General features: G+C 62.8%; 23 protein-coding genes. 2 read left to right on the forward strand and 21 right to left on the reverse strand.

All coding sequences use genetic code 11. The features are described from left to right. Window positions 1–185 precede the first annotated feature (185 nt). The 10 genes from tilS to AC1Q67_RS08090 form a co-directional block, all read right to left on the reverse strand. Entirely contained in the window at window positions 186–1,229 is a 1,044-nt protein-coding gene (gene tilS, locus AC1Q67_RS08045) for a tRNA lysidine(34) synthetase TilS (protein ID WP_492234530.1), read from the reverse strand. A gap of 155 nt (window positions 1,230–1,384) precedes the next feature. Beyond that, window positions 1,385–2,386 (reverse strand): tol-pal system protein YbgF, encoded by a 1,002-nt coding sequence (gene ybgF, locus AC1Q67_RS08050; RefSeq protein WP_492234529.1) that lies wholly within the window; start codon window positions 2,384–2,386, stop codon window positions 1,385–1,387. Window positions 2,387–2,576: 190 nt separating this feature from the next. Then, the gene (gene pal / locus AC1Q67_RS08055) at window positions 2,577–3,068 is read right to left on the reverse strand and encodes a peptidoglycan-associated lipoprotein Pal (RefSeq protein ID WP_024574199.1); all 492 of its coding nucleotides are present in this window, start codon (window positions 3,066–3,068) and stop codon (window positions 2,577–2,579) included. A gap of 255 nt (window positions 3,069–3,323) precedes the next feature. Further along, a complete protein-coding gene (locus tag AC1Q67_RS08060) occupies window positions 3,324–4,073 on the reverse strand; it encodes an N-acyl amino acid synthase FeeM domain-containing protein (protein WP_492234528.1) in 750 nt (249 codons plus the stop codon). Between the two features lie 175 nt (window positions 4,074–4,248). Next, complete coding sequence (locus tag AC1Q67_RS08065; RefSeq protein WP_492235690.1) at window positions 4,249–6,570, reverse strand: putative bifunctional diguanylate cyclase/phosphodiesterase; 2,322 nt, start codon at window positions 6,568–6,570, stop codon at window positions 4,249–4,251. A 188-nt stretch (window positions 6,571–6,758) separates the two neighbouring features. Beyond that, window positions 6,759–8,078, reverse strand: a complete 1,320-nt coding sequence (gene tolB / locus AC1Q67_RS08070; protein ID WP_492235689.1) for a Tol-Pal system beta propeller repeat protein TolB — start codon at window positions 8,076–8,078, stop codon at window positions 6,759–6,761. A gap of 149 nt (window positions 8,079–8,227) precedes the next feature. Next, window positions 8,228–9,166, reverse strand: coding sequence for a cell envelope integrity TolA family protein (locus AC1Q67_RS08075; RefSeq protein ID WP_492234527.1), 939 nt, complete (start codon window positions 9,164–9,166; stop codon window positions 8,228–8,230). 1 nt (window position 9,167) lies between these two features. Next, the gene (gene tolR / locus AC1Q67_RS08080) at window positions 9,168–9,620 is read right to left on the reverse strand and encodes a protein TolR (protein ID WP_492234526.1); all 453 of its coding nucleotides are present in this window, start codon (window positions 9,618–9,620) and stop codon (window positions 9,168–9,170) included. A gap of 37 nt (window positions 9,621–9,657) precedes the next feature. Next, a complete protein-coding gene (tolQ, locus tag AC1Q67_RS08085) occupies window positions 9,658–10,371 on the reverse strand; it encodes a protein TolQ (RefSeq protein ID WP_024574193.1) in 714 nt (237 codons plus the stop codon). 316 nt (window positions 10,372–10,687) lie between these two features. Next, complete coding sequence (locus AC1Q67_RS08090) at window positions 10,688–11,671, reverse strand: Na+-dependent transporter (RefSeq protein WP_492234525.1); 984 nt, start codon at window positions 11,669–11,671, stop codon at window positions 10,688–10,690. 283 nt (window positions 11,672–11,954) lie between these two features. Between AC1Q67_RS08090 and AC1Q67_RS08095 the strand changes: the two genes are divergently transcribed. Continuing rightward, window positions 11,955–12,650, forward strand: a complete 696-nt coding sequence (locus tag AC1Q67_RS08095; RefSeq protein WP_492234524.1) for a DUF6498-containing protein — start codon at window positions 11,955–11,957, stop codon at window positions 12,648–12,650. 198 nt (window positions 12,651–12,848) lie between these two features. Here AC1Q67_RS08095 and AC1Q67_RS08100 read toward each other — a convergent pair whose 3' ends face one another. From AC1Q67_RS08100 to AC1Q67_RS08110, 3 genes are all read right to left on the reverse strand, one after another. Further along, window positions 12,849–13,352, reverse strand: a complete 504-nt coding sequence (locus AC1Q67_RS08100) for a DUF2852 domain-containing protein (RefSeq protein WP_492234523.1) — start codon at window positions 13,350–13,352, stop codon at window positions 12,849–12,851. A gap of 103 nt (window positions 13,353–13,455) precedes the next feature. After that, a complete protein-coding gene (locus AC1Q67_RS08105; RefSeq protein ID WP_024574187.1) occupies window positions 13,456–14,115 on the reverse strand; it encodes a TetR/AcrR family transcriptional regulator in 660 nt (219 codons plus the stop codon). Between the two features lie 53 nt (window positions 14,116–14,168). After that, window positions 14,169–14,828: a TetR/AcrR family transcriptional regulator gene (locus AC1Q67_RS08110; protein ID WP_492234522.1), complete on the reverse strand. Its 660-nt coding sequence runs from the start codon at window positions 14,826–14,828 to the stop codon at window positions 14,169–14,171. 87 nt (window positions 14,829–14,915) lie between these two features. Here AC1Q67_RS08110 and AC1Q67_RS08115 point away from each other — a divergent pair, with 87 nt between their 5' ends. Continuing rightward, window positions 14,916–15,560 (forward strand): glutathione binding-like protein, encoded by a 645-nt coding sequence (locus AC1Q67_RS08115; RefSeq protein WP_492234521.1) that lies wholly within the window; start codon window positions 14,916–14,918, stop codon window positions 15,558–15,560. Between the two features lie 94 nt (window positions 15,561–15,654). On the opposite strand, the gene AC1Q67_RS08120 is transcribed toward AC1Q67_RS08115, so the two are convergent. The 8 genes from AC1Q67_RS08120 to AC1Q67_RS08155 all read right to left on the reverse strand — a co-directional run bounded on the left by AC1Q67_RS08120 (window position 15,655) and on the right by AC1Q67_RS08155 (window position 22,062). Continuing rightward, window positions 15,655–16,212, reverse strand: coding sequence for a TetR/AcrR family transcriptional regulator (locus tag AC1Q67_RS08120; protein WP_492234520.1), 558 nt, complete (start codon window positions 16,210–16,212; stop codon window positions 15,655–15,657). 20 nt (window positions 16,213–16,232) lie between these two features. After that, on the reverse strand, window positions 16,233–16,700 hold the full coding sequence (locus tag AC1Q67_RS08125; protein WP_492234519.1) for a nuclear transport factor 2 family protein: 468 nt from the start codon (window positions 16,698–16,700) through the stop codon (window positions 16,233–16,235). Window positions 16,701–16,796: 96 nt separating this feature from the next. Then, a complete protein-coding gene (gene ybgC, locus AC1Q67_RS08130; RefSeq protein ID WP_006022276.1) occupies window positions 16,797–17,249 on the reverse strand; it encodes a tol-pal system-associated acyl-CoA thioesterase in 453 nt (150 codons plus the stop codon). Window positions 17,250–17,495: 246 nt separating this feature from the next. After that, window positions 17,496–18,548: a Holliday junction branch migration DNA helicase RuvB gene (ruvB, locus tag AC1Q67_RS08135; protein WP_492234518.1), complete on the reverse strand. Its 1,053-nt coding sequence runs from the start codon at window positions 18,546–18,548 to the stop codon at window positions 17,496–17,498. Between the two features lie 7 nt (window positions 18,549–18,555). Then, window positions 18,556–19,173, reverse strand: a complete 618-nt coding sequence (ruvA, locus tag AC1Q67_RS08140; RefSeq protein ID WP_492234517.1) for a Holliday junction branch migration protein RuvA — start codon at window positions 19,171–19,173, stop codon at window positions 18,556–18,558. Next, the gene (gene ruvC / locus AC1Q67_RS08145; protein WP_492234516.1) at window positions 19,170–19,685 is read right to left on the reverse strand and encodes a crossover junction endodeoxyribonuclease RuvC; all 516 of its coding nucleotides are present in this window, start codon (window positions 19,683–19,685) and stop codon (window positions 19,170–19,172) included. Before ruvC ends, ruvA begins: the two co-directional genes overlap by 4 nt. 39 nt (window positions 19,686–19,724) lie before the next feature. Continuing rightward, the gene (gene mgtE, locus AC1Q67_RS08150) at window positions 19,725–21,098 is read right to left on the reverse strand and encodes a magnesium transporter (protein WP_492234515.1); all 1,374 of its coding nucleotides are present in this window, start codon (window positions 21,096–21,098) and stop codon (window positions 19,725–19,727) included. Between the two features lie 217 nt (window positions 21,099–21,315). After that, the gene (locus AC1Q67_RS08155) at window positions 21,316–22,062 is read right to left on the reverse strand and encodes a YebC/PmpR family DNA-binding transcriptional regulator (protein WP_006022281.1); all 747 of its coding nucleotides are present in this window, start codon (window positions 22,060–22,062) and stop codon (window positions 21,316–21,318) included. Between the last annotated feature and the right edge of the window lie 109 nt (window positions 22,063–22,171).

A 22,171-nucleotide genomic window follows, 5' to 3' on the forward strand; every position in this document is an offset into this window, starting at 1 on the left:
GGCCTGATGTCCTTGGGTCTTCAACACGTTTTTCGGTGCGGATTGCTTTACAATCTAGGTGTGGCGCCCCCGGATGCCAAGGGAACCTCTCGGGACTATTTAACGCATCTTAACGTCATTCCGGGTGAAATAAGGGCGGTTTGGCGGGGCTATTTCAACAGTGGTTAAGGCAAACGAGCCGTCTTTTAAGACAGACCAGCCTTGCGCCGGCCCCTCGGAGGTGCGGGAACAATATAGATGCGTCCCTGCCGGATGCTGATGAGGGCCCCGGCCAGCGTCTGCTTCAGTTGAGCGCCCGGACTCGGCTTTTTCCCGGCCGTGGCTCTGTCCATCGCCTGTAACAACGCCTCGACCTTGCCGAGTTCCGCCGGCCCCTCATGACCGGCGCGGTCAATCGCGCGCATCAGCAGCCTCACCCGAATTTCATCGGACAGGGCCGTGAAGGCCGCGAGGTCGAAACTGCCGGCCGCCGCGCCGTTGATGCTGGCCAGATAACGCTCGGCGCCATCGGTCATGACTTCGAGCGCGGCGTTGGCGCGCGCGAGACGCGACGCAAGACGCGCCAGCCCCCGCGCATCGGCGCCCTCCGCCGCCAGCGCAGGCATCAGTGCGCGCAGCCGCGGGCGGGTGAAGCGCGGATCGTGATTGGTCGGGTCATCGGCAAACGCGATTCCGGCCTTCGTGAGCGTCGCAACCAGCCGGGATTTCGGGACATCCAGAAACGGCCGCGCCAGAACCACACCGCCGCGATCCGACTGCCGCGCCATCGCCGCCAGTCCCGCGATTCCGCTGCCGCGCGACAGCCGCATGATCACGGTCTCGGCCTGATCGTCACGGGTGTGCGCGGTGAAGATATGAGACGCCCCGTGGCTCGCCGCGGCGCGCAGCAGCAACCGGTAACGTGCCTCGCGCGCGGCCGAGGGCAATCCGGTTTTCGGCTTCTCGCCGCGCCAACGCAGCGTGCGATGTTCGATATCGAGCGCGCCGGCAAGCTGCTTGACGTCGCGGGCCTCGCGCACGGCCTCCTTGCGCAGGCCATGGTCGACGGTGATCGCAAGAAGACGCGGCCCCTTTTTCAGCGCAAGCCGCCACCGCGCGGCCAGCCACATCAGGGCCATGGAGTCCGGGCCACCGGACACGGCAAGCACCACCGCGGGCGCAGCCTTCCAGTCGGCGAACAGGCGTTTCGCGTCCAGAACTGAAACAGGCGACGTTTCGGCGGAGGGCATAGTGTTCAGAAGCCCGGTTTTTATCCCGACGGGGAAAGAACTGCAGGCATCAGAATAGACGTTCCACCCCGTCATTGCGAGCGAAGCGAAGCAATCCACCTTTAAGGAGAATGGATTGCTTCGTCGCAAGCGCTCCTCGCAATGACGGATTGATACTAGCAGCCGACCCGCTTCTGCTCGCGGGCCACACCCTGCTTCACCCCATTCGAGGCGCGCGGATACTTGCGCGTGACTTCGCCAAAGGCGGCGCAGGCAGCTTCCTTTTCCTTCAGCGCGGCGAGCGACTGACCAAGGCGCAGCAGCGAGTCCGGCGCCTTCGCCGAGGTGTCGAACTTCGTGGTCACGCCGAGAAAGGCTTCCGCAGCGTCGCGGTACTTCTGCCGCTGGTACAGACTCTCGCCAAGCCAGTACTGCGAATCCGGCAGCAGCGCATCGGTCGGATATTTCTGCGCGAAGTTGCGCATCGTCTCTTCGGCCAGCGCATAGTCCTTGCGCTGGATGTAGCCGATGCCGAGATCGAACTCGTCGCGCGGCGTTGCCGACGGCGGCAGGGTGGTCAGCGACGCCGTCGTGTTCGGGGCCTGTGGCACCGGACGCTGCGCCGGCGCGCCGTAAGGATCTCGCGGACCGCCAACATTCGACAGATCGAGCGGCTCGCCTGCGTCACGCCCGCCCGGCGCACCGACCTGACCGCCGGACAAAGGCGCCTGCCCGCCGCCCAGCGCACGCGGCACACCCGGCGCGTTCGGATTCTGGCTCGGATCGAACGCATCGCCGCGTCGGCCGGTGCTGGCGACAGGCGCCGCGATCACCGCAGGCGCTGGACCGGTGGCGGGTGGCGTCTGGTAACCCGGATTTGGCTGGTAGCCGGCATTGGGCTGCGGAGCGACGGCGACGTTCGGCACGGCGGCGCGAGGCGCGGCGGCCTGACCGGGCTGCGCCGGCTGGACGCCCTGCAGGGCCCGCAACTGCTCTTCAAGCTGGCGGTTGCGGTACTGCAATTCCTCGTTCTGGCCGGTCAGCGTGCGAAGCTGGTTTTCCAGCCGCTCGATACGCATTTCGGGATCGAGATCCTGCTGCGCGACCGCGCCGACAGGCAGCCATGCAGGCGCGAATGCGAGCACCGCACAGACGAAAATTTGAAATCTGGATGACATTTTGACCCGAAAAACAGTAAGGGCATCGCTTTTCAAAGCGACCAAGATTGAGCGGTTCAGTACGCCAAAAATATGGCTTCGCACAGCGGCTCGTTGCCTCAGCATGATCTGTGTCGATGACATACCTGCACCCGCTCCAAAACAAAACGGCGCCCGGAGGCGCCGCCTTTAGAAGCTATCGACAACGCCCTTAAGAGCTGGCGTTGAGCACGGTCACAGCGCGGCGGTTCTGCGACCAGCACGAGATGTCGTTACACACCGCGACCGGACGCTCCTTGCCGTAGGAGATCGTCCGCATGCGGCTCGGATCGATGCCGCGCGAGGCGAGGAAGCTGCGAACCGACTGGGCACGCTTCGCGCCGAGCGCGATGTTGTATTCGCGGGTGCCGCGCTCGTCCGCGTGACCTTCGATCGTGAAGGAATAGCGGTTGTACTGCTGGAGCCACTGCGCCTGCTTGTCGAGGGTCGCAATCGCCTGCGGCGACAGTTCGGTCTGGTCGCTCTCGAAGAACACGCGATCACCGACGTTAACGACGAAATCCTGCTGGCTGCCGGGCACCGCCGCGCTCGCCATGGCATCGCCGCCGACTCCGGTCTTGTTGGCGCAGGCGCCCATCGACAGCGCCACAGCCAAAACGGCGGCAAGCTTCAATCCCTGGAGGATACGCATCTGATGTTTCATTCCGGAGCCTCCACGCTCTGGTTCTGATGACTAGGGGTCCGGTCTACAGCGGCTTGGTTAAGCGAACGTTCCGTCAACCTTGATGAGGCGTTGCCGGAGCCACTCAAATGCCTCACATCCAGCAAAACCGATACCCATGGTTAATGCGGTATGAATATGGCGCGACGGTGAATGCGCCAAGCAAAAAGGGCCCCGCCGGCGGCTGGGCCCTTTATTTGTGCGAATTTTTAGCCGTTACGCGACGACAAAGCCTGCTCAGGGCCGCGGCGCGATGGTCGCCTTTGCGAACGGAAACTGCGGCAGGGTCAGAACCGGTACGGACTCCGCAAGCGGCTGGCTGCGCTCGAACAGCTTGCGGCGCTCAAAGAAGCTCGAGCGGAAGTACGGGTAACGGGCAAAGACCCGCTCGCGCATCGCCGGATAGTCGACCGCCATCAGGCAAATCGGCTTGGTGAGGCTCGGATAGTTCCGCGGCTCGCTGATCGACTTGTGCAGGAACACGCGGCGATAGAATGCCTGGTGCTCGGCCCGCACGCTCGCCAATCCGATATCCGCATCGAAGTACTCGCAGGCCATATAGGCAAGGCGCAACGTAATGTACGGCAGTTCGGGGCAACGGGATTCGCGATCGGGATCGGCGACGAACCGCGTCGGATCGATCAGCACCCGGCCCTTGGCGATTTCGGGTTCAAGCAGATCGGAAAAGACTCCGAGCGAGGGACAGGCCGGCGTTTCCGGCGACGAGACCGTGATGCGCAGCGAGCTCATCAGGACGCCGTCGCGGTAGACTCCAAAATTCCAGGAGTTCGGAAGGTCGTCGTACTGGTCCTGAATCATCTGCTGCGAGTTTGGGTCGATGGTCCCCTCGCGCAGATAGGCGCGGTAACGCAGACGATAGAGTTGTTCTTTCTCAGCCTGTGTTTCGGCGAGTTTATAATCAACGGCTTCCAGCGGATAGGCTAACCGTTCCGACGAACGGCCGGTCGTTCGGACAGCAGACACCATTTTCGATGCTCCGAGCGATACGACAGTACCGCGTCACATGAACAGAGGTTAATACCTTCTTAACAAAATCGCAAAGCGTTGCATGAGTTAACCTTAACTCCTGCCGATGCGCGCGCAATCAATTGGCATTGCAGTCATGTCCATTGAGGAGACGACGTTAAAGCCGCGCGCTGTGTCAGCGCAGCGTTTGGCGGAGCGGGATGACGTCCTTGCTGACGGTCCCGTGCGACGCCTTCAGCAGTTCGCGCACCCGCGGCGCCGGAACCGGACGGCTGAACAGGAAGCCCTGCGCCTCGGTGACGGTGCCCTCTGCACTGATGAGCTCAAGCTGCTCGTTGGTCTCGATGCCTTCGACCACAACGGACATGCCGAGATCGGCACTGAGGCGCGCGACACCGCGCAACAGGGTCAGCGGCCGCTGGCTGCTGCCGATATCCTCGAGGAACGAGCGATCGATCTTCACCTTCTGAAGCGGGAAATTGTGCAGGTAGCTCAGGCTCGAATAGCCGGTGCCGAAGTCGTCGAGCGAGATGCGCACGCCGGCCTCGCGCAGTTGCGTCAGCACATCGAGCGTCCATTGCGTGTTGCGCAGCAGGGACGACTCGGTAATTTCGATTTCAAGCCGGTGCGCCGGCAGTCCTGACACCTCAAGCGCATAGCGGACCTCGGTCATCACGTCGCGCTGATGGAATTGCTGCGACGAGAAATTGACCGCGACGCTGACAGGGTCCGGCCACTTCATGCATTCCATGCAGGCCTTGCGCAGGATCCAGCGGCCCAGGTCGACGACGAGTCCCATGTCTTCCACGACCGGAATAATATCGGCCGGAGAAACCGCGCCGCGTGTCGGATGGTTCCAACGCAGCAGCGCTTCGCAGGTCGAGATGCGGCCGGACTTCAGATTGACCAGCGGCTGGTAGTAAAGCTCGAACTCTTCATGCGCGAGCGCGTGGCGCAAATCCAGTTCGAGCACGCGACGCGTCTCGACTGTGTGTGCCATCTCTTCGCGGAAGAAGCAGAAGGTGCCGCGGCCGTCGGCCTTGGCGCGGTAAAGCGCCATGTCTGCATTCTTCAGCAGGGTGTCGACGCTGGCGTCGGGCGAGGTCATCGCAATGCCGATGCTGGCGCCGATCTCAACCAGATGATGATCGATCTCATAGCGTTCGCTGAGGCGGTCGACGATTCTGCGAGCGAGCGCCGCCGCATCTTCGGTGGACTGGATTCCGCGCTGGAACACGACGAATTCGTCTCCGCCGAACCGCGCGACGAAGTCTTCCGGCCGCAGCAACCGCCGCAGCCGTGCCGTCACCGCACAGAGCAGCTTGTCGCCGCTCGGATGACCGAGCGTATCGTTGACCTGCTTGAACTGATCGAGGTCGACAAACAGCAGCGCGGAGAGAGGCGCGCGGCTCGAGGCCAGCATCTGGCCGATTTCGTCGCGGAAGTGCACGCGGTTCGGCAGCCCGGTGAGTTCATCGAACCGCGCCATATGACCGATCTTGGCTTCGGCGTTCCGGCGCGCGGTAATGTCCTCGACCAGCACGACGGTGCCGCCGTCCGCCATCGGCTCGAAGGTCCATGCCAGCGCCCGCTCCTCGGAGCCGGTCGAATAGAGTGTGACGATCTCGGCTTGCTGCTGTCTCGCGGTCTGGGCGATGATCGTATCGGCGTTGGCCGCCGTCAGCGTGCCGGCCGTGAGACAGGCGGCAACGACTTCGGCCGCGGACGCGCCAGAGCCGATCAGATCGGTCTTCAGCCCCATCATGGAATGGAAGCGATAGTTCATCACGGCGAGGCAGCCGTTTGCATCGAACATGCAAAGACCGTGCGGCATGTTGTTCAGCGCAGTGTCGAACTGCGCGGCGATCGACGCCTCGCGCTCGTTCGCCAGCAGCGCCTTCACGAAAATCGAATGCAGGCTCAGGTTGATGTCCTTCAACCCGAGGAAAAACAGCACCAGCAGGCCCGCCAGCCCGATGTGGTAAAGATCGCCATGGATCGCGAGCGCGAGGGACATCGGCCCGCAGGACAGCAGGATGTGAAGCTGGACGATACGCGGGCGACCGTAATTACGCGCAGCACCGCCGCCGGTATAGGCGATGGTCACCGTCGTACAGAGCATATGGGCGATCGGATCGTCGGTACCGAGCAGCACAATCGCGCACCACAGTCCGAGCACTCCGGCGTAGAGCATCGCGCCGAGCATGTAGCGCGGCTCGAAATCGGCGGCCTGTTCAGGGGAAAGAACCGTCGTGCGCTTCTCGTATTTGCGCATCTGGATCGCTCGCGCGATACCGATGGTGATGATCAGCAGCGCGCACGGCCAGATCGGAGCGTAGCCGGTCTTGAGTGCCGTCATCAAAGCCGCGGCCGCGGCGCAGATAGCCCCGAACAGCATCGGCCAGGAATTCTGGCACATGGAATCGACCAGCGCCGCGTAGATCGACGGCGACAGGGTCTCCTCGTCCGGGCTCTTCTTTCGATGAAGCAGTTGCATATGGGCGCGCGCACGTCCTTTTGAACGGCTCAAGCTTTACCCACCGCAGATGAAGTCTTTCTGAGGGAACATCGTTACTTATGTCTTGCCGCGATCAGCGACGAACAAAATCTACCTGCAAATTCAGCAGAATAAACAAATCCTACCGGCGAAACCGAAGAAACCGGGCCAGGATTTTAAGACTTCATTTACGATAGCAGCGGCGACCATGCCGGGTCGGAAGCGAAGCCTGGTGTCGGCACCTTCTGTTCGTTGCGTCCGGAAATATCCACCGTGTACAGCGACGGCCCGCCGCCCGCTTCACGGAAGAACATCACGACACGGCCGTTCGGCGCAAAGGTCGGTCCTTCGTTGTGAAACCCGGAGGTGAGGATGCGTTCGCCCGAGCCGTCCGGCTTCATGATGCCGATCGAGAACTGGCCGCCGCCCTGCTTGGTGAAGGCGATGTAGTCGCCGCGCGGCGACCACACCGGCGTCGAATAGCTGCCCTCGCCGAATGAAATGCGCTGCGCCGCGCCGCCATTCGCGCCCATCACATAGATCTGCGGCTTGCCGCCGCGGTCGGACTCGAAACAGATGCGCCCGCCATCCGGCGCATAGGATGGCGACGTATCGATGGCCGGTGTGTCGGTCAGACGCGTGGTCGACTTCGAGCGCAGGTCCATCACGAACAGGTTCGAGTTGCCGCCCTGCTGCAGGCTCATGATGATGCGCTGGCCATCGGGCGAGAAGCGCGGCGAGAACGACATGCCGGGGAAATTGCCGACGATCTCGCGTTGTCCGGTTTCGACATTGAAGAGATAGACCCGAGGATCGCCCTGGCCGAATTCCATGTAGGTGATTTCCTGCGTGGACGGCGAGAACCGCGGCGTCAGCACGAGATCGGCCCCACGTGTGAGGTAACGCACGTTGGCGCCATCCTGATCCATCATCGCAAGGCGCTTGACGCGGCGATCCTTCGGGCCGGTCTCATCGACGAACACGACGCGGCTGTCGAAGTAGCCCTTTTCGCCGGTGAGGCGTTCATAGATTTGATCGGAGATGATGTGCGCGATGCGGCGCCAGGATTCCGGCGACGTGAAGTACTGCTGACCGGTGAGCTGCTGCGCCTGCGGCACGTCCCACAGGCGGAATTCAGCCTTGAGGCGGCCGTCACCCTGCCGGGTGGCGCGTCCGGTGACCAGCGCTTGAGCATTGATCTGACGCCAGTTCGCAAACTGCGGCGGCACGTCGATGTTGGAAATGCGCTCGATGAAGGCCGCCTGATCGATCGGCGCGAACAGTCCGCTCCGCTTCAGGTTGTTGGTGATGACCTGCGCGATGCCGGCAGCCACCTCGCTGTCGCCTTGGCTACCCGGAACGAAATTCGGAATCGCGATCGGGATCGGCTGGAAGTTGCCTTCGGTCACCGTGACGCGAGCCTGCGCGAGCGCGCGGCGCATCGGTGTCGCGAGCAGCAATCCCGCGGAAGCGGCTCCCGTCATCATCTGGCGGCGGGTCGGGATCATCGGATTCAACTTGGCCTGCAACTCGTCCGAACCTTCGTTATTCAAGTCTCGCATGCTATCCAAACTTCATTCTGGCGATGTCGCCGTTTGTTATATGTCTGGGCATGATCTGATCCGAAAACCGGTTTCCGCTCTTCGGGATCATGCCGTTACGAAAATTTTTCAGTGAATGCGGGCTCGAAAAATTTCCATTCGTCGAAATAGGCAGCAGGCAGGTTATACGGCTGACACTCGATGATCGCGCGCTGCGCGCTCTCCTGATAGACGCGGAAATACGGGCTCGACCCGCCCGGCAGCGGCACCGGCATGGCTTCAAGCGTGCCATCGCGCTTCAGCTTGATGGTGAAAACCGCTTCCACCTTCTGCGCCTCGACGCCGCCGTACGGCTTCTTCCAGCACCGCTCCACCTGCTGGCGGAACATCGCGCCCCAGGTTGCGGAGTTATCAGCCGCCCTTCCCTTGGCCGTGCCAAGCGCGGCCTGCGAGTTCAGCGCTGCGCCAGTGATGGATTCGCGCGAGGGATCGCGCTTGTCGAGCAGAGCGGCGATCTTCGATTGGTCGAAGGTGCGCTCGGTTGGCTGCTTCTGCGGCTGAGGCGGCGCAGCCTTGACCTGCTGCGGCTTCGGCGGCTTCTTGGACTCTTCCTTCTTCAGCGCTTCGGCGATCGGATCGACTTTCGCCTGATCCGGCTTCTTCTCCGCAGGCTTCTGTTCTTCCTTCGGCTTGTTCTCGACCACGGGCTTCGGCGGATCGGGCTTTTTCTCGACCGGCTTTTCCTCGGGCTTGGGCGTGGGCGGCGGGGCCGCCTCGGTCACCACCGGCGGCTTCTTGTCGTCGATCTTGCCCACGGCATCCTCAACCGGAGGCTTGGGCTCGGCAACCTTCTCCACCATCGGCTTCGGGTTTTCCTTCTTGCCGGTTTTCATTCCCTGCATCGCCTTGGCGAACTGCTCGGCGGAAACGATATCGACCGGCACGGAATCTTCCGGCATCGACTCGAAGGCCTTGGTCGAAAACGACACCATGCCCCAGCCGATCACCAGGACATGCAATGCGACAGACGCTGCTAAGGTCTTGTCGATCTTCACGTCAGTTTCCCTGCTCGACCTCGGTCACCAGAGCCACGCGCTTGAACCCTGCGGCAGACAGGCGTCCCATCACGCGCATCACCGTACCGTAATCCACTTTTGTGTCGCCGCGAACAAAGATGCGCTCGTCCATGCCGCCGCGCGCCTGTGTCACTGCCGTCAATTTCGGCACCAGCTCATTCATCGGAATCTCGGTGTTGTTCAGAAACACCTTGCCGCTGAGCTGGACCGAGAGCGTCAGCGGCTCCTTGTCCTGATCGAGGCTCTTGGCCGCGGTCTGCGGCAGATCCAGCGGCACGCCGACGGTCAGGAGCGGCGCGGACACCATGAAGATGATGAGCAGCACCAGCATCACGTCCACCATGGGCGTGACGTTGATTTCGGCCATGACGTTGGCGCGGCGATAGCCGCGGCGTCCGCCGCCGCCCGAACCGCCACCTAAGCTCATGCCCATGACAAGTATCCCAAGCCGTCGTTCAAGCCGTTCATTTTCACGCGCGCTCGTCGATCTGGCGCGACAGGATCGCCGAGAATTCGTCGGCGAAACCTTCAAGCCGCTGGGCCTGCCGGTTCACCTCGGAGGTGAACTTATTGTAGAAAATTGTCGCCGGAATTGCGGCAATCAGGCCGATGGCGGTGGCAAATAGGGCCTCGGCGATGCCGGGAGCGACCACTGCCAGGGAGGTGTTTTTCGACGCCGCGATGGACTGGAAGCTCGACATGATGCCCCAGACCGTGCCGAACAGACCGACGAACGGGCTCGCCGAGCCGACCGTCGCCAGCACCAGCAGCCGGCGGTCCAGCCGCTCGACCTCGCGGGCGATCGACACGCTCATCACCTTGTCGATCCGCATCTGCAGGCCGGCAATCGAGCGCGAATGGCTTTCGAACGAACGCTTCCACTCGCGCATCGCCGCCACGAACAAGGCCGCCATCGACTGCGTCGGCTTGGCGGCCAGCGCGCGGTACAATTCGTCAATGGACTGCCCCGACCAGAATGCCTGCTCGAAGCGGTCCATGGCCTTCTTTGTGCGCGAGTAAAGCAGCATTTTATCGATAGCGATGGCCCAGACCCACACCGAACACGCCAGCAGCCCGAGCATGATCGTTTTCACGACAAAGTGCGCATGCCAGAACAGCGAGATCAGCGACACGTCAGCGGAGGCCAGCGGCAGAGCCGACTGCGCTACGTCTGCTGGATTCATGATCGGTATCCTCTCAAGGCGATTGTCACTTCATTTCACGCGCTAACGCGCTGATCGCGGTCGCCGCAAGGCAATGACCGCCGCAGCGAAAGCGCCAACGCTGCCGATCGCCCCGTCCGGTCTCGTGTCGCGTGGGATGGCCTGTCCCGAGGCCGGGCTCTGAATCCCCTGCTAACGTGTCAAAACGAGGGCTGTCAGCCCATATAACCAAACGCTAATCAGGGTTAAGGCCGGGTTACCGCAGTCCAATCAGGGCCCGAAAATGCCCTGCAAACCATCCCTGTGAGGCAGCACCGGAGCCGGTTCCAGGCCCGGATCATGGCGAGGGCGCGGCAACGCCCCGCAGCCGCCGCACCAGCGGCGTGAGCAGTTGCGGCGACAGGTAAATCGGGAACTGGGCCAACGCGAAGTACAGCCAGGTCAGTCCCGGCAACGCCCCGTCCACGGCGGCCAGCATCAGGCCCATGTTGCGCTGGGACGCCATCAGCCCGAGGGCCAGCGCGCGCTCGAGGCCGGCCCTGCGGAACACCAGCGTGGTCACAGCCAGCAGCGCCGCAAACAGGGCAAAGGCCAGCACCAGAAGACCCAGCACGCGGAGGGGCGCGGCCCAGAAGCTCGCGGCGACCGGTCCCATCACCGCGCTGACGAACACCAGCAGCACCAGAATGTTGACGCCGTCGATCGGCTGCTTGTGGCGGGCGATGGTTTCCGCGCCGGCAAGACGGCGGACGACAGCGGCGACGAGAACGGCGCCAAACAGGATCGCGAACAGCTTCAGCCCGAGCGCCAGCGGCGAGAGCGTGAGCGCGTCTCCGAAGAACAGCCACGCAAACAACGGCGCGCTGAACGGCACCAGCGCGGTCCCGGTCACGAGGGTGATCAGCACCAGCGTCGAGTCAAGCCCCATCAGCGCAACAAGCGCGGGCGAGGCCATCATCGGCGACGCGACCGCCTGAAGCATCAGGCCGAGAAACAGGTCCGGCGCGGACTTATCCAGGCCACCGATCGTGCCGGCGAGGCCGAACAGCAGCGGCACAGCGAAACTGCTCCACAGCGTCGCAGCGATCACCAGCGCCGGCCGGGCGAGATACCCACGCATTGCGGCGACATCGACCCGCATGAACGAAATGCAGAGCAGCAGGAATATCGCTTCGGTGACATAAGGCTTCAGCAAGACGCCGAGCGGCGGAACGGCAATGCCGATGAAAACCAGCGCCGCGATGGCGCGCGCGCCCTGACGGCCAAGCCAGGCGAGCGCCCCCACGGGCATGGCAAATAGATGCTGCATGGTCGTAGGCATGATGACTCCGCAGGCCCAGTAAACCGAGGCCATGGACGACAAGATTGGAAAGGTCGGAGAAAAGCGGCGACGAACGAAGCGTGAGCGCAAGATTGCGCCTGCACGCGATCGCGGGAATCAGCCTACCAGATGCCGCTACACGACACGGCTCGCCACCAGCGGCGGCGCGATGAGATCACGTTCCTGATCATGCTGTATTCAAACCCATCCGGGCTGCGATGGCAATTGGCCCGGCCACGCGTGGCTGCTTTGTTTGTGGCGCAGGATCGGATTTAATCGGCGGATGACATCCACCGTCCCCACAACGACCCGCTCAAGCGCATCCCGGCGCGGCGCGCTCACCTCATCGATCCTGATCCTGTCGAACCTCGTGCCGCTGGCGGGAATTCTGTTCTGGGGTTGGGACACCTTCGTCCTGCTCTGCCTGTACTGGCTGGAAACCGCGGTGATCGGGTTCTGGACCATTCTGCGCGCCGCGACGATGTCCCGCGATCCGGGATCGGCGGCAGGCCGCAGCATCGCCGGCACGCTTGCCCTTGCCGGATTCTTCACCGTGCATGCCGGGCTGTTCATGTCCGTGCACATGCTGTTCATCTACACGCTGTTCGCCGGGCCGTGGACCGGGCGCATTCATGACGCGCGGGATTTCATCCGCCTGATCGTGATCGGCAAGGATTTATGGATCCCGCTGCTGGCGCTGTTCGTGGGTCAAGGCGCGATCTTCGTCAACGACATGGTCAACCGTTTCGTGTTTGCGAAAACGCCGCCGGCCAATGCCGACACCGGCGAAATCATGGGCGGTTTCTATACCCGTATCGTGATCATGCATGTGGCGATCATGGGCGGCGCGTTCGTCGCGCAGGCGATCGGCACAGCAGGACCGCTGATCGTGCTTGTGCTGCTCAAGATCACGATTGAAATCAGGTTTCAGATGGGGGCAACCCGACAAGAGCCTCAGTCGGTGAAAGTGGCATCATGAGCGTTCTTCAGCAGACTAAAAAACGTATCTCATTTCGTGTGCGGCTGCTCCACGCCGATCGCTTGGATTGTTGATCTAACGACGAGACAACATCCGAATCTTCAACCAGTGCTTCGTAAGTAGACGCGCAAAACAAAACCGCCCACCTGATCGACAGGTGGGCGGCTTCGTTAGCCAGTCAGGGAGACGGGGCTTGTCTTATCCCTGCGGCTGATCGTTCGGCGGCGTCGGGCGCTGCTTGTGCTGCGCCATGAAGGCGTCGAACTCTTCCTTGTCCTTGGCGTGACGCAGGCGGTCGAGGAAATCCTTGAACTCGGTCTGCTCTTCTTCGAGACGGCGCAGCGTCTCCATGCGGTAGTCGTCGAAGGCGCGGTTGCCGCTCGAAGGCGCGTAGAAGCCGCGGCCTTCCATCCGGTTGCGCATCCGCTCCATCTTGTACTGCATGCGCTCCATCTTGTCGGCCCAGCGGCCGTGACGATCGTGAGACCAGCAACCCATGTTTCTGCTCCAGAGTGAGTAAGCGAGGGCGGCCAAACCCAGCGGCCACCAGATGATGAAACCGGCAACGATCAGGATGATCCGCCCGGGGTGAAACCGCGGCCAGTCGTGCCGCGAGTCGTAGTTGTCGTGATGCGGTCCGGCCCAATCCGGGCGGCCCCATCGGTCGAGACGTGCAGTGTTGGCGTTTGCGGTGTTCGCCATAGGCGTCCTCCCAGTTTTCACGTTCCCGTGAATGTAAATAACATTTACATAGATAAAACATCCCGGGATTTTGTCAAGCGGGCCCCTCAGGGGAGCGCGCAAATTATTTGGATGGCCGGTGATGGTGGTCGGTCGGGAACCCGAGGCCCTTGAGGTAAATCAGCACGCCCGCTTCCAGCAGGTCCTCCGCCGACATCGGCAGCTTGCGGCGCGCCGCATCGCCGCGTCCGAACAGTGACGCGATGCCGTGCGACATCGACCAGATGTGGAGCGCCATCATCATCGCGGGCGGGCGCGGCACGCCCGGAGGCGCCATTGCCACCAGCCGTTCGGACGCCGCACGGATGATGGCGAACGCGCGCTCGGACGCCACCAGCAGCGCGGGATTGGCCTCGAGCGGCACGCCGGATTCGAACATTGCCGAGTAATATGCAGGGTTTTCGCGCGCGAACGCGAGATAGGCCTTGCCGACGCGCTGGAACGCGGTCGGCGTATCGGGACGGCCATCGTCCCAGGCCGCGGTGAGTTGCGATTCGAATTGTTCGAAGCCCTGCTGCGCCACACTGGCCAGCAACTCGTCGCGATCGCGGAAATGGCGATACGGCGCCGCCGGGCTCACACCGGCCGAGCGCGCGGCCTCGGCGAAGGTGAACCCCGCCGGGCCCTTGTTCGCAATCAGATCGAGCGCGGCCTGCACCAGCGCCTCTTTCAGATTGCCGTGATGGTAGCCGCCTTCGCGGCGGCCGCGGTTCTTCCAACTCATCTTGCGTATCTACTCATGTAAAGTCCTTTTACATGAGTAGGGCCCCGACGTCACTAAACCTTTGTCCCCGAAGGCCCGCAGATCAAATCGACAGTTCCTTTGGCGATGGCTTCCAGCTCCGCGCGCGGCACCCGAGCACGGGACCGGATCGCCAGCGCCTCGACGGTCGATGCGGCGATCTGGGACAGGATCTGCACATTCGCCGTCGCCGGCAGTTCGCCGGTTTCGATCGCAGCCTGAAACCGTTTCGCAAGCGTCCGCTGCGTCGAGCCGAGAGCCCGCTGCACAAGGGGGCGGATTTCCGGGTCGGCCATCGCCTCGGAGGTCGCCGTCATCACGGTGAAGCAGCCGCGCGGACCGTTTTCGCCGGCGAGATAGACATCGAGCGCCGTCGCGTAGATCTTTTCCAGCATCTGACGCAGCGTCAGCCTAGGCGCGAAAGCAGGGGCGAACTTTTCCGCCATCTCGGCGCGATACCGTTCATAGGCCTTCAGAAACAGTTCGCGCTTGTCGCCAAATGTCCCATAGAGGCTCGGCCGGTTGATCCCCATTGCCTCGCTGAGATCGTCCAGCGAGGTTGCTGCGAAGCCGCCATCCCGAAACGTGTCCATGGCTTTGCCGAGCGCGACATCCGGCTCGAAGGCACGCGGGCGACCGCGCTTTTTCGGCGCGCTGGAGGAGGCTTTCGCCGGCTGAGGCTTTTTTTGTACCATATCGCAAATAATTCTCTTGACCGCATTTAATTTATGCGGAACGGTATAAAAATCAAGGACGGACCGGTTTCAACAAGGAGACGCACCATGAAACTCTATTTCTCGCCCCTCGCCTGTTCGATGGCAACCCGCATCGCACTTTATGAGGCCGGCGCCGACGCCCGCTATCTGGAAGTCGATCCGAAATCCAAAAAGGTGCTTCAGGACGAATCCGATTTCTTCTCGGTGAACCCGCTCGGCCTGGTGCCGACCATCAGCACCGATGACGGTCTGGTTCTCACCGAGAACGCGGCGATCCTTCAGTATGTCGCCGATCGCTTTCCCGATGCAGGCATCGGATCGGGTGCTGGCATCGAGCGCAGCCGGTTGCAGCAATGGCTGTGTTTCATCGGCACCGAACTGCACAAGGGGCTGTTCCTGCCGCTGCTCGACCGGAAGGCTCCGGCAGAGATGAAGGGATATGTGCTGGAGAAGTATCTCTCGCGGCTCGATGTCCTGAACAAACATCTGGAAGGCCGTGAATTCCTGCTCGATCATTTCAGCGTCGCCGATGCCTATCTCGGCACCGTGCTGAACTGGACCATGGCGACGCCGCCGATCGACCTGAAGAAGTGGCCCGCGATCAACGATTATCTCTCCCGGTTCAAGACGCGTCCGAGCGTGATGAAGGCTCTCGCCGAGGAGTTCGAGCTCTACAAGGCCGAAATCGCGCGTCACAAGGCGGCGGCGTAACGGAAGACGTCTCGTCATTGCGAGGAGCACTTGCGACGAAGCAATCCATTTTTGCAAGAGTGGATTGCTTCGCTTCGCTCGCAATGACGGACAATCAATCCAGCAACCGCCGCTCCGATTCCTTCAGCGACCGGGAAAACACTTTCGCATCATTGAAGGCGCGCGCCAGCACCAGCGCCCCCTGGATTTCCAGCACCGCATGCTCGGCCTTGCGGCGCGCGGCGCTCTTGTCGTCGCCATAACGCCGCAGTGCCGCGGCGAGCGCATCCACCCATCCGGCGAAATAGACCTTCACCTTTTCGCCGAACAGATCACGCGACGCGCCGAGCGCAACCACGCCGACAAGACAGACCCGCTGTCCCGAGCGGAAATAATCATCCGCCGCGGCATACATGTCCGCGATGCCTTTCACGGGATCGGCGGCTGTCCGCAGCGGCGCATAGATATTGTCGGCGAACCAGCGATCGATCGAGGCGAGCACTTCATCCGCCATCTGCTCTTTTCCGCCGGGAAAGAAATTGTAGAGGCTGCCCTTGCCGAGGCCGGTCGCATCCGAGATCAGCGCAAGTGTCGCACCCTCATAGCCATGCGCGCGGAATACTTCGGCCAGCGAGGCCAAGATGTTTCCGCGTGCAGCTTCGGTCTTTGCCATCGCAGCCCTCGCCGGCTAGCTCACTTCGGAACCGGCGCAAGGCCGGGAACATCCGCAGGCCGCGCGCCCGGCGCGGCCCAGTGAAAGCGGCGCTCGCTGTCCTTGATCGCGACATCGTTGATGCTGGCTTCACGGCGCTTCATCAAGCCGTGTTCGTCGAATTCCCAGTTTTCGTTGCCATAGGACCGGAACCAGTGTCCGGCATCGTCGTGCCATTCGTACTGAAAGCGCACAGAGATAAAATTTCGATCGAACGCCCACAGATCCTTGATCAAACGGTACTCGTGTTCCTTCGCCCACTTGCGCGTGAGGAATTCCACGATCGCCGCGCGGCCCTGAAAGAATTCCGAGCGATTCCGCCAGATGCTGTCTTCGGTGTAGGCGAGCGAGACCTTGACCGGATCGCGCGAATTCCAGGCATCTTCCGCCATCCGCGCCTTCTGCGCGGCGGTTTCTCTTGTAAACGGCGGCAGGGGCGGACGCGACATGGGAGAACTCCTGTTTGTACCGATAGGTACAACTTGTACCAATCAGTACAATCCGTCAAGCGCCAAGCCAAAAGATCGCAATGAAGTGAGGGAAATTCAGGCCGCGTCCTGATCGGCCTTCATGGCGATGCGCAGCGCTTTCGGAATCGGCCGGGCGCGGCCGCCGGACACGAACGCGACCTTGACCCGCGCCTCGACCAGCACGTCGTCGCCGCGCCGGACTTCCTGCGCCAGCGTGATCGACGCGCCCCGGATGTCGGCGGGCACCGTCACGACATCGAGCACGTCGTCCATCCGCGCGGGCTTGAGATATTCGATCTGCATCGAGCGGACCACGAAGGCGAAACCCGGCGCTTCGTTCTGCGCTTCCGCGAACAGCGCGTGCTGGTCGGCGCCGAGCAGCCGCAGATAGTTGGTGCGGCCGCGCTCCATGAAGCGCAGATAATTGGCGTGATAGACGATGCCGGTGAAATCGGTGTCTTCGTAATAGACACGCACCTGCATGACGTGCTTGCCGTCGCGGATCGATCCGTCGAGATGAATGGTCATGTTCCAGCTTTTGCGCAAAACGCCAAGCAGCGCAAGCGCTGGGCGGCGCTATGAGCTCGCCGCAGGCGCGCCCAGCGTCGCGACGCTGTCGCGCGTGATCTTGAGCCGGGCCGGCTCGACGCCGAATCCCTAGGCTGTGGTCGAAGCGCCGAAGGCCCCGAGACCGGCGATGAAACGGAGAAATGTCGGCGCGAGATCATGACCGCTTCATCGTGATGCGTCCCATGCTCATGAATTGGAGCGGAATTACGGTTCCCCGTCGCTCTCGTCTCCATTGAATAGTCCGAACTGCGACGGATCGCGCGACGGCTCGGCGAGGCCGAGATGCCGGAAGGCGTGCGATGTCAGAAGCCGCCCGCGCGGCGTGCGTTGCAGATAGCCGCACTGAATCAGGAACGGCTCGATGATGTCCTCGATGGCGTCGCGCGGCTCCGACAGTGCCGCCGCCAGCGTCTCGACGCCCACCGGCCCGCCGCCGTAATGCATCGCAATGGTTGTGAGGTAACGGCGATCCATCGCATCGAGCCCGGCCTTGTCGACTTCGAGCGCGCCGAGCGCGTTGTCCGCAATCTTGCGATCAATCGCACTGGCATCCGCGGCCGAGGCGAAATCGCGCACCCGGCGCAGCAACCTTCCCGCAATGCGCGGTGTGCCGCGTGCGCGCCGCGCGATCTCGTTGGCGCCATCCGGCGTCATGCCGATGCCGAGCACCCGCGCGCCACGGGTGACGATCTTCTCCAGTTCTTCCTCGGTGTAGAAATTCAGCCGCACCGGAATGCCGAAGCGATCGCGCAGCGGATTGGTCAGCAATCCCGCGCGCGTGGTCGCGCCGACCAGTGTGAACTTCGCCAGATCGATTTTCACCGAGCGCGCCGCCGGTCCCTCGCCGATGATGAGGTCGAGCTGGAAATCCTCCATCGCCGGATAGAGCACCTCCTCCACCTGCGGACTGAGCCGGTGGATCTCGTCGATGAACAGCACATCGCGTTCCTCGAGATTGGTGAGCAGCGCGGCGAGATCGCCCGCCTTGGCAATGACGGGGCCGGAGGTGGCGCGGAAGCCGACGCCGAGTTCACGCGCAACAATCTGCGCCAGCGTGGTCTTGCCAAGACCGGGCGGGCCGACGAACAGCACATGATCGAGCGCCTCGCCGCGCTTGCGCGCCGCATCAATGAACACCTGAAGATTGGCGCGCGCCTGCTGCTGGCCGACGAACTCGGACAGGTTCTGCGGACGCAATGAAGTATCGCCGATGTCGTCGGCGCGGCGCTCGGGAGTGACGATGCGGGGCGAAGTCATGCGGCACTCACTTAGACAGTTCCTTCAAGCCAAGCCGGATGAGCTGCGCCGTCTCGGCCTTCTCCCCAGCGCTGCGCGAGGCTGCGGCAATCGCAGCCGCCGCCTGCGGTTGACCGTAACCGAGATTGACCAGCGCGGAAATCGCATCAGTCACAGGACGCGGCGCGCGGTTCTCGTCGAGCGCGCCGGACAGATGCACCACCGCCGGATCGACCGTGGCGAAGGCCGGAGTCTTGTCCTTGAGTTCGGTCACGATGCGCTCCGCAACCTTCGGCCCGACGCCCGGCGTGCGCGCCACCGCGGCCTTGTCGCGCAGCGCAATCGCATTGGCCAGGTCGGACGGCGGCAATGTGCTGAGCACCGCGAGCGCCACTTTAGCTCCGACACCCTGCACGGTTTGCAGCAGCCGGAACCATTCGCGCTCCATGTCGGTGCGGAAACCGAACAGCTTGATCTGGTCCTCGCGGACATAAGTTTCGATGGAGAGCACTGCCGCATCACCGGGCTGCGGAAGTGCCTGCAGCGTGCGCGCCGAGCAATGCACCTGATAGCCGACGCCTTGCACGTCGAGGATCACATAGTCCTCGCCGTAGGAATCGATCAGACCCTTGAGCTTTCCGATCATGCGCCGGCGACTCTCAGCTTCAGCATCGCGCTCTGGCGGTGATGGGCGTGCGTGATGGCAATCGCCAGCGCGTCGGCGGCGTCCGGCGTTTTCGGATTCGCTTTCGGCAGCAGCACACCGAGCATGACGCGGATCTGGTTCTTGTCGGCGTGCCCTGCCCCGACCACGGTCTTCTTCACCTGGTTGGGGGCGTATTCAGCCACGGCAATGCCGAACATCGCAGGCGCGAGCATGGCGACACCGCGCGCCTGGCCGAGTTTCAGGGTCGACGCGCCATCCTTGTTGACAAAGGTCTGCTCCACGGCGGCCTCCAGCGGCCTGAAATCGCCAAGCACCCGGGCAAGGCCTTCATGAATCGCCAGGAGACGCTCGGCCAACGGCAAGGCCTCGCGGGATTCCACCGAGCCGCAACCGACATAGATCAGCCGGTTGCCGTCGATGTCGATCACGCCCCAGCCGGTCCGGCGCAGGCCGGGATCAATTCCAAGAATGCGAATCGCGGTGGTTGCCATCTGCCGATCATACGCGAAACCGCCCCCTGCGTCCGGGGGTCACAACAGCGTCCCGCGCAGGATCAGCAGCGCGGCGCTGAAATAGATCATCAGTCCGGTGACATCGACGAGGGTCGCAACAAACGGCGCGGATGCGCTGGCCGGGTCGAATCCCAATCTTTGCAACGCAAAGGGCAGCATCGAACCGGTCACCGAACCGAAGGTGACCACACCGACCAGGGCCGCTGCCACGGTCCATCCCACCAGCAGCCAGTGCTCGCCGTAGTTGTAGATGCCGAGCTTCTGCCACGCCACGACCCGCGCAAAGCCAATCGCCCCGAGCAGACCGCCAAGGATGAGACCCGTCGGCAGCTCGCGCAGCATCACCCGCCACCAGTCCGCCAGCTTCACATCATGCAGCGCCAGCGAGCGGATTAGCAGCGATGTCGCCTGCGATCCCGAATTGCCGCCCGAACTCATGATCAGCGGAATGAACAGCGTCAGGACCAGGGCCTTCTCAAGCTCGCCCTCGAAGTGCTGCATCACACTCGCCGTCAGCATCTCGCTGACAAACAGGATTGCCAGCCAGCCGCCGCGCTTGCGGATCATGTCCGGCAGCCGGATCTGCATATAAGGCTCTTCGGTGGCCGACATGCCGCCGAACTTCTGCACGTCCTCGGTGCTTTCCTCGATGATCGCGTCGATGATGTCGTCCACGGTCACGATGCCGAGCAGATGCCCGGTCTTGTCGATCACCGGCACGGCGAGCAGATCGTGCCGGGTGATGACGCGCGCCACCTCCTCACGGTCGATCAGCGGAAATGTCGTGATCGGCTCATGGGTCGGCGCGAGAGTCAGGATATTCGCCGACGGCTCACCCGAGATCAGCCGGCGCAACGTCACCGCGCCGACAAGACGCCGCGTGATGGGGTCGAGCACATAAATCGCATAAACGGTTTCGCGGGAACGCTCGACCTTGCGGATATGCTCAAGCGTCTGTGCGACGGTCCAGTTGCCGGGCACGCTGACGAATTCCGTGGTCATCATCGCGCCGGCGGTGTTCTCCGGATAGGCCAGCAGGCCGACGATGGCGCCGCGGGACACGTCATCGAGCCCGGCCAGCAGCTCCGTCTTTGCAGGCTCATCAAGCTGCTGCACGATATCCGCCGCCATGTCCGCGGACATGCCCGCAAGCAGGGGCGCGGCAACATGACGGGGCAGCGCCTCGATAATCTCGGCGCCGAAGTCCAGCTCGGGCTTGTCGAGAATTTCAATCGCCAGATCGCGCGGCAGCAGCCGCACGACATCCGCGGCATCCGGCGGAGGAAGCTTGTTGAGAATTTCGACGGTGTCGGCGGCATGCTCGCCGATCAGCGTCGCGGCAAGAACGGCCGCATTGAAAGCGCCATCGTGCGCTGCATGGGTATCAGTCATAGCTCACCTTCGGGTTCTGCCGGCAACGGCAGCGATCGGTGAGCTGGAGCGCTCTAGACCACTGGAACCGTTGTCGGCGAAATACGTGGACTGTCGCTTGGCATAGTTGATTGGTTTCCAGTGATGGGCGCCGAACGCGCGCGAACGCACCCCCGCGGCTGACATGATCCTTCAGCAGCGCGGCGTCAAGAAAAAATCTTCAGGGGACCGTTAGAGCTTACGCGCTCATCTTGGCGGCGAGCGCGTCCGACACCTCGAAATTCGCATAGACGTTCTGGACGTCATCATGCTCGTTCAGAAGGTCGAGCAGCTTGAACAGCTTCTCTCCGGTCTCGTCGTCCACGGCGATGGTATTCTGCGGCTTCCAGATCAGCGCCGCCTTGCGCGCTTCACCGAACTTGGCCTCGAGGCCCTTGGCCACTTCGCGGAACGTTTCGGGTGAGGCATAGACCTCATGGCCGTCCTCGCTGGATGCCACGTCGTCGGCGCCGGCTTCGATCGCCGCTTCCAGCATGGCGTCGTCGGAGGCGACCTTGGCGTCGTATTCGATCACGCCGACGCGGTCGAACATGAACGACACCGAGCCGGTTTCGCCGAGGTTGCCGCCGGACTTGGTGAAATAGGAGCGGATGTCGGAGGCCGCGCGGTTGCGGTTGTCGGTGAGCGCCTCGACGATGACGGCGACACCACCGGGGCCGTAGCCCTCGTAGCGCATCTCATCGTAGTTCTCGCCGTCGTTGCCGATGGCCTTCTTGATCGCGCGCTCGATATTGTCCTTCGGCACGTTTTCCGCGCGCGCCGCGGTGATCGCCAGCCGCAGCCGCGGGTTCATCGCGGGGTCCGGGGTTCCCAGCTTGGCGGCGACGGTGATTTCGCGGGCGAGCTTGCCGAACATCTTGGACCGCATGGCGTCCTGTTTGCCCTTGCGGTGCATGATGTTCTTGAATTGGGAATGTCCGGCCATAGGGGTCTCTCGAGAGGATCGGGAATCGCAGGCATCCTTAACGTAAGTGCCCGGCGGCGCGGCGTTATAGGCCCGGATGGGCAAAATTTAAAGGCAGATCGGCCGATTT

This window comes from Afipia sp. GW823-FHT06G09 (genome assembly GCF_058794875.1).

What these genes read in the sequence shown, in the direction of transcription:
- AC1Q67_RS08100 (WP_492234523.1), bottom strand. Translation starts at nt 13,352, where the DNA reads ATGGCGAACACCGCAAACGCCAACACTGCACGTCTCGACCGATGGGGC.
- tolB (WP_492235689.1), bottom strand. Translation starts at nt 8,078, where the DNA reads ATGATCCCGACCCGCCGCCAGATGATGACGGGAGCCGCTTCCGCGGGA.
- tilS (WP_492234530.1), bottom strand. Translation starts at nt 1,229, where the DNA reads ATGCCCTCCGCCGAAACGTCGCCTGTTTCAGTTCTGGACGCGAAACGC.
- AC1Q67_RS08115 (WP_492234521.1), top strand. Translation starts at nt 14,916, where the DNA reads ATGAAACTCTATTTCTCGCCCCTCGCCTGTTCGATGGCAACCCGCATC.
- AC1Q67_RS08155 (WP_006022281.1), bottom strand. Translation starts at nt 22,062, where the DNA reads ATGGCCGGACATTCCCAATTCAAGAACATCATGCACCGCAAGGGCAAA.
- ybgF (WP_492234529.1), bottom strand. Translation starts at nt 2,386, where the DNA reads ATGTCATCCAGATTTCAAATTTTCGTCTGTGCGGTGCTCGCATTCGCG.
- AC1Q67_RS08120 (WP_492234520.1), bottom strand. Translation starts at nt 16,212, where the DNA reads ATGGCAAAGACCGAAGCTGCACGCGGAAACATCTTGGCCTCGCTGGCC.
- AC1Q67_RS08065 (WP_492235690.1), bottom strand. Translation starts at nt 6,570, where the DNA reads ATGCAACTGCTTCATCGAAAGAAGAGCCCGGACGAGGAGACCCTGTCG.
- ruvB (WP_492234518.1), bottom strand. Translation starts at nt 18,548, where the DNA reads ATGACTTCGCCCCGCATCGTCACTCCCGAGCGCCGCGCCGACGACATC.
- tolR (WP_492234526.1), bottom strand. Translation starts at nt 9,620, where the DNA reads ATGGGCATGAGCTTAGGTGGCGGTTCGGGCGGCGGCGGACGCCGCGGC.
- AC1Q67_RS08090 (WP_492234525.1), bottom strand. Translation starts at nt 11,671, where the DNA reads ATGCCTACGACCATGCAGCATCTATTTGCCATGCCCGTGGGGGCGCTC.
- ruvA (WP_492234517.1), bottom strand. Translation starts at nt 19,173, where the DNA reads ATGATCGGAAAGCTCAAGGGTCTGATCGATTCCTACGGCGAGGACTAT.
- AC1Q67_RS08105 (WP_024574187.1), bottom strand. Translation starts at nt 14,115, where the DNA reads ATGAGTTGGAAGAACCGCGGCCGCCGCGAAGGCGGCTACCATCACGGC.
- ruvC (WP_492234516.1), bottom strand. Translation starts at nt 19,685, where the DNA reads ATGGCAACCACCGCGATTCGCATTCTTGGAATTGATCCCGGCCTGCGC.
- mgtE (WP_492234515.1), bottom strand. Translation starts at nt 21,098, where the DNA reads ATGACTGATACCCATGCAGCGCACGATGGCGCTTTCAATGCGGCCGTT.
- pal (WP_024574199.1), bottom strand. Translation starts at nt 3,068, where the DNA reads ATGAAACATCAGATGCGTATCCTCCAGGGATTGAAGCTTGCCGCCGTT.
- AC1Q67_RS08095 (WP_492234524.1), top strand. Translation starts at nt 11,955, where the DNA reads ATGACATCCACCGTCCCCACAACGACCCGCTCAAGCGCATCCCGGCGC.
- AC1Q67_RS08125 (WP_492234519.1), bottom strand. Translation starts at nt 16,700, where the DNA reads ATGTCGCGTCCGCCCCTGCCGCCGTTTACAAGAGAAACCGCCGCGCAG.
- ybgC (WP_006022276.1), bottom strand. Translation starts at nt 17,249, where the DNA reads ATGACCATTCATCTCGACGGATCGATCCGCGACGGCAAGCACGTCATG.
- AC1Q67_RS08060 (WP_492234528.1), bottom strand. Translation starts at nt 4,073, where the DNA reads ATGGTGTCTGCTGTCCGAACGACCGGCCGTTCGTCGGAACGGTTAGCC.
- tolQ (WP_024574193.1), bottom strand. Translation starts at nt 10,371, where the DNA reads ATGAATCCAGCAGACGTAGCGCAGTCGGCTCTGCCGCTGGCCTCCGCT.
- AC1Q67_RS08110 (WP_492234522.1), bottom strand. Translation starts at nt 14,828, where the DNA reads ATGGTACAAAAAAAGCCTCAGCCGGCGAAAGCCTCCTCCAGCGCGCCG.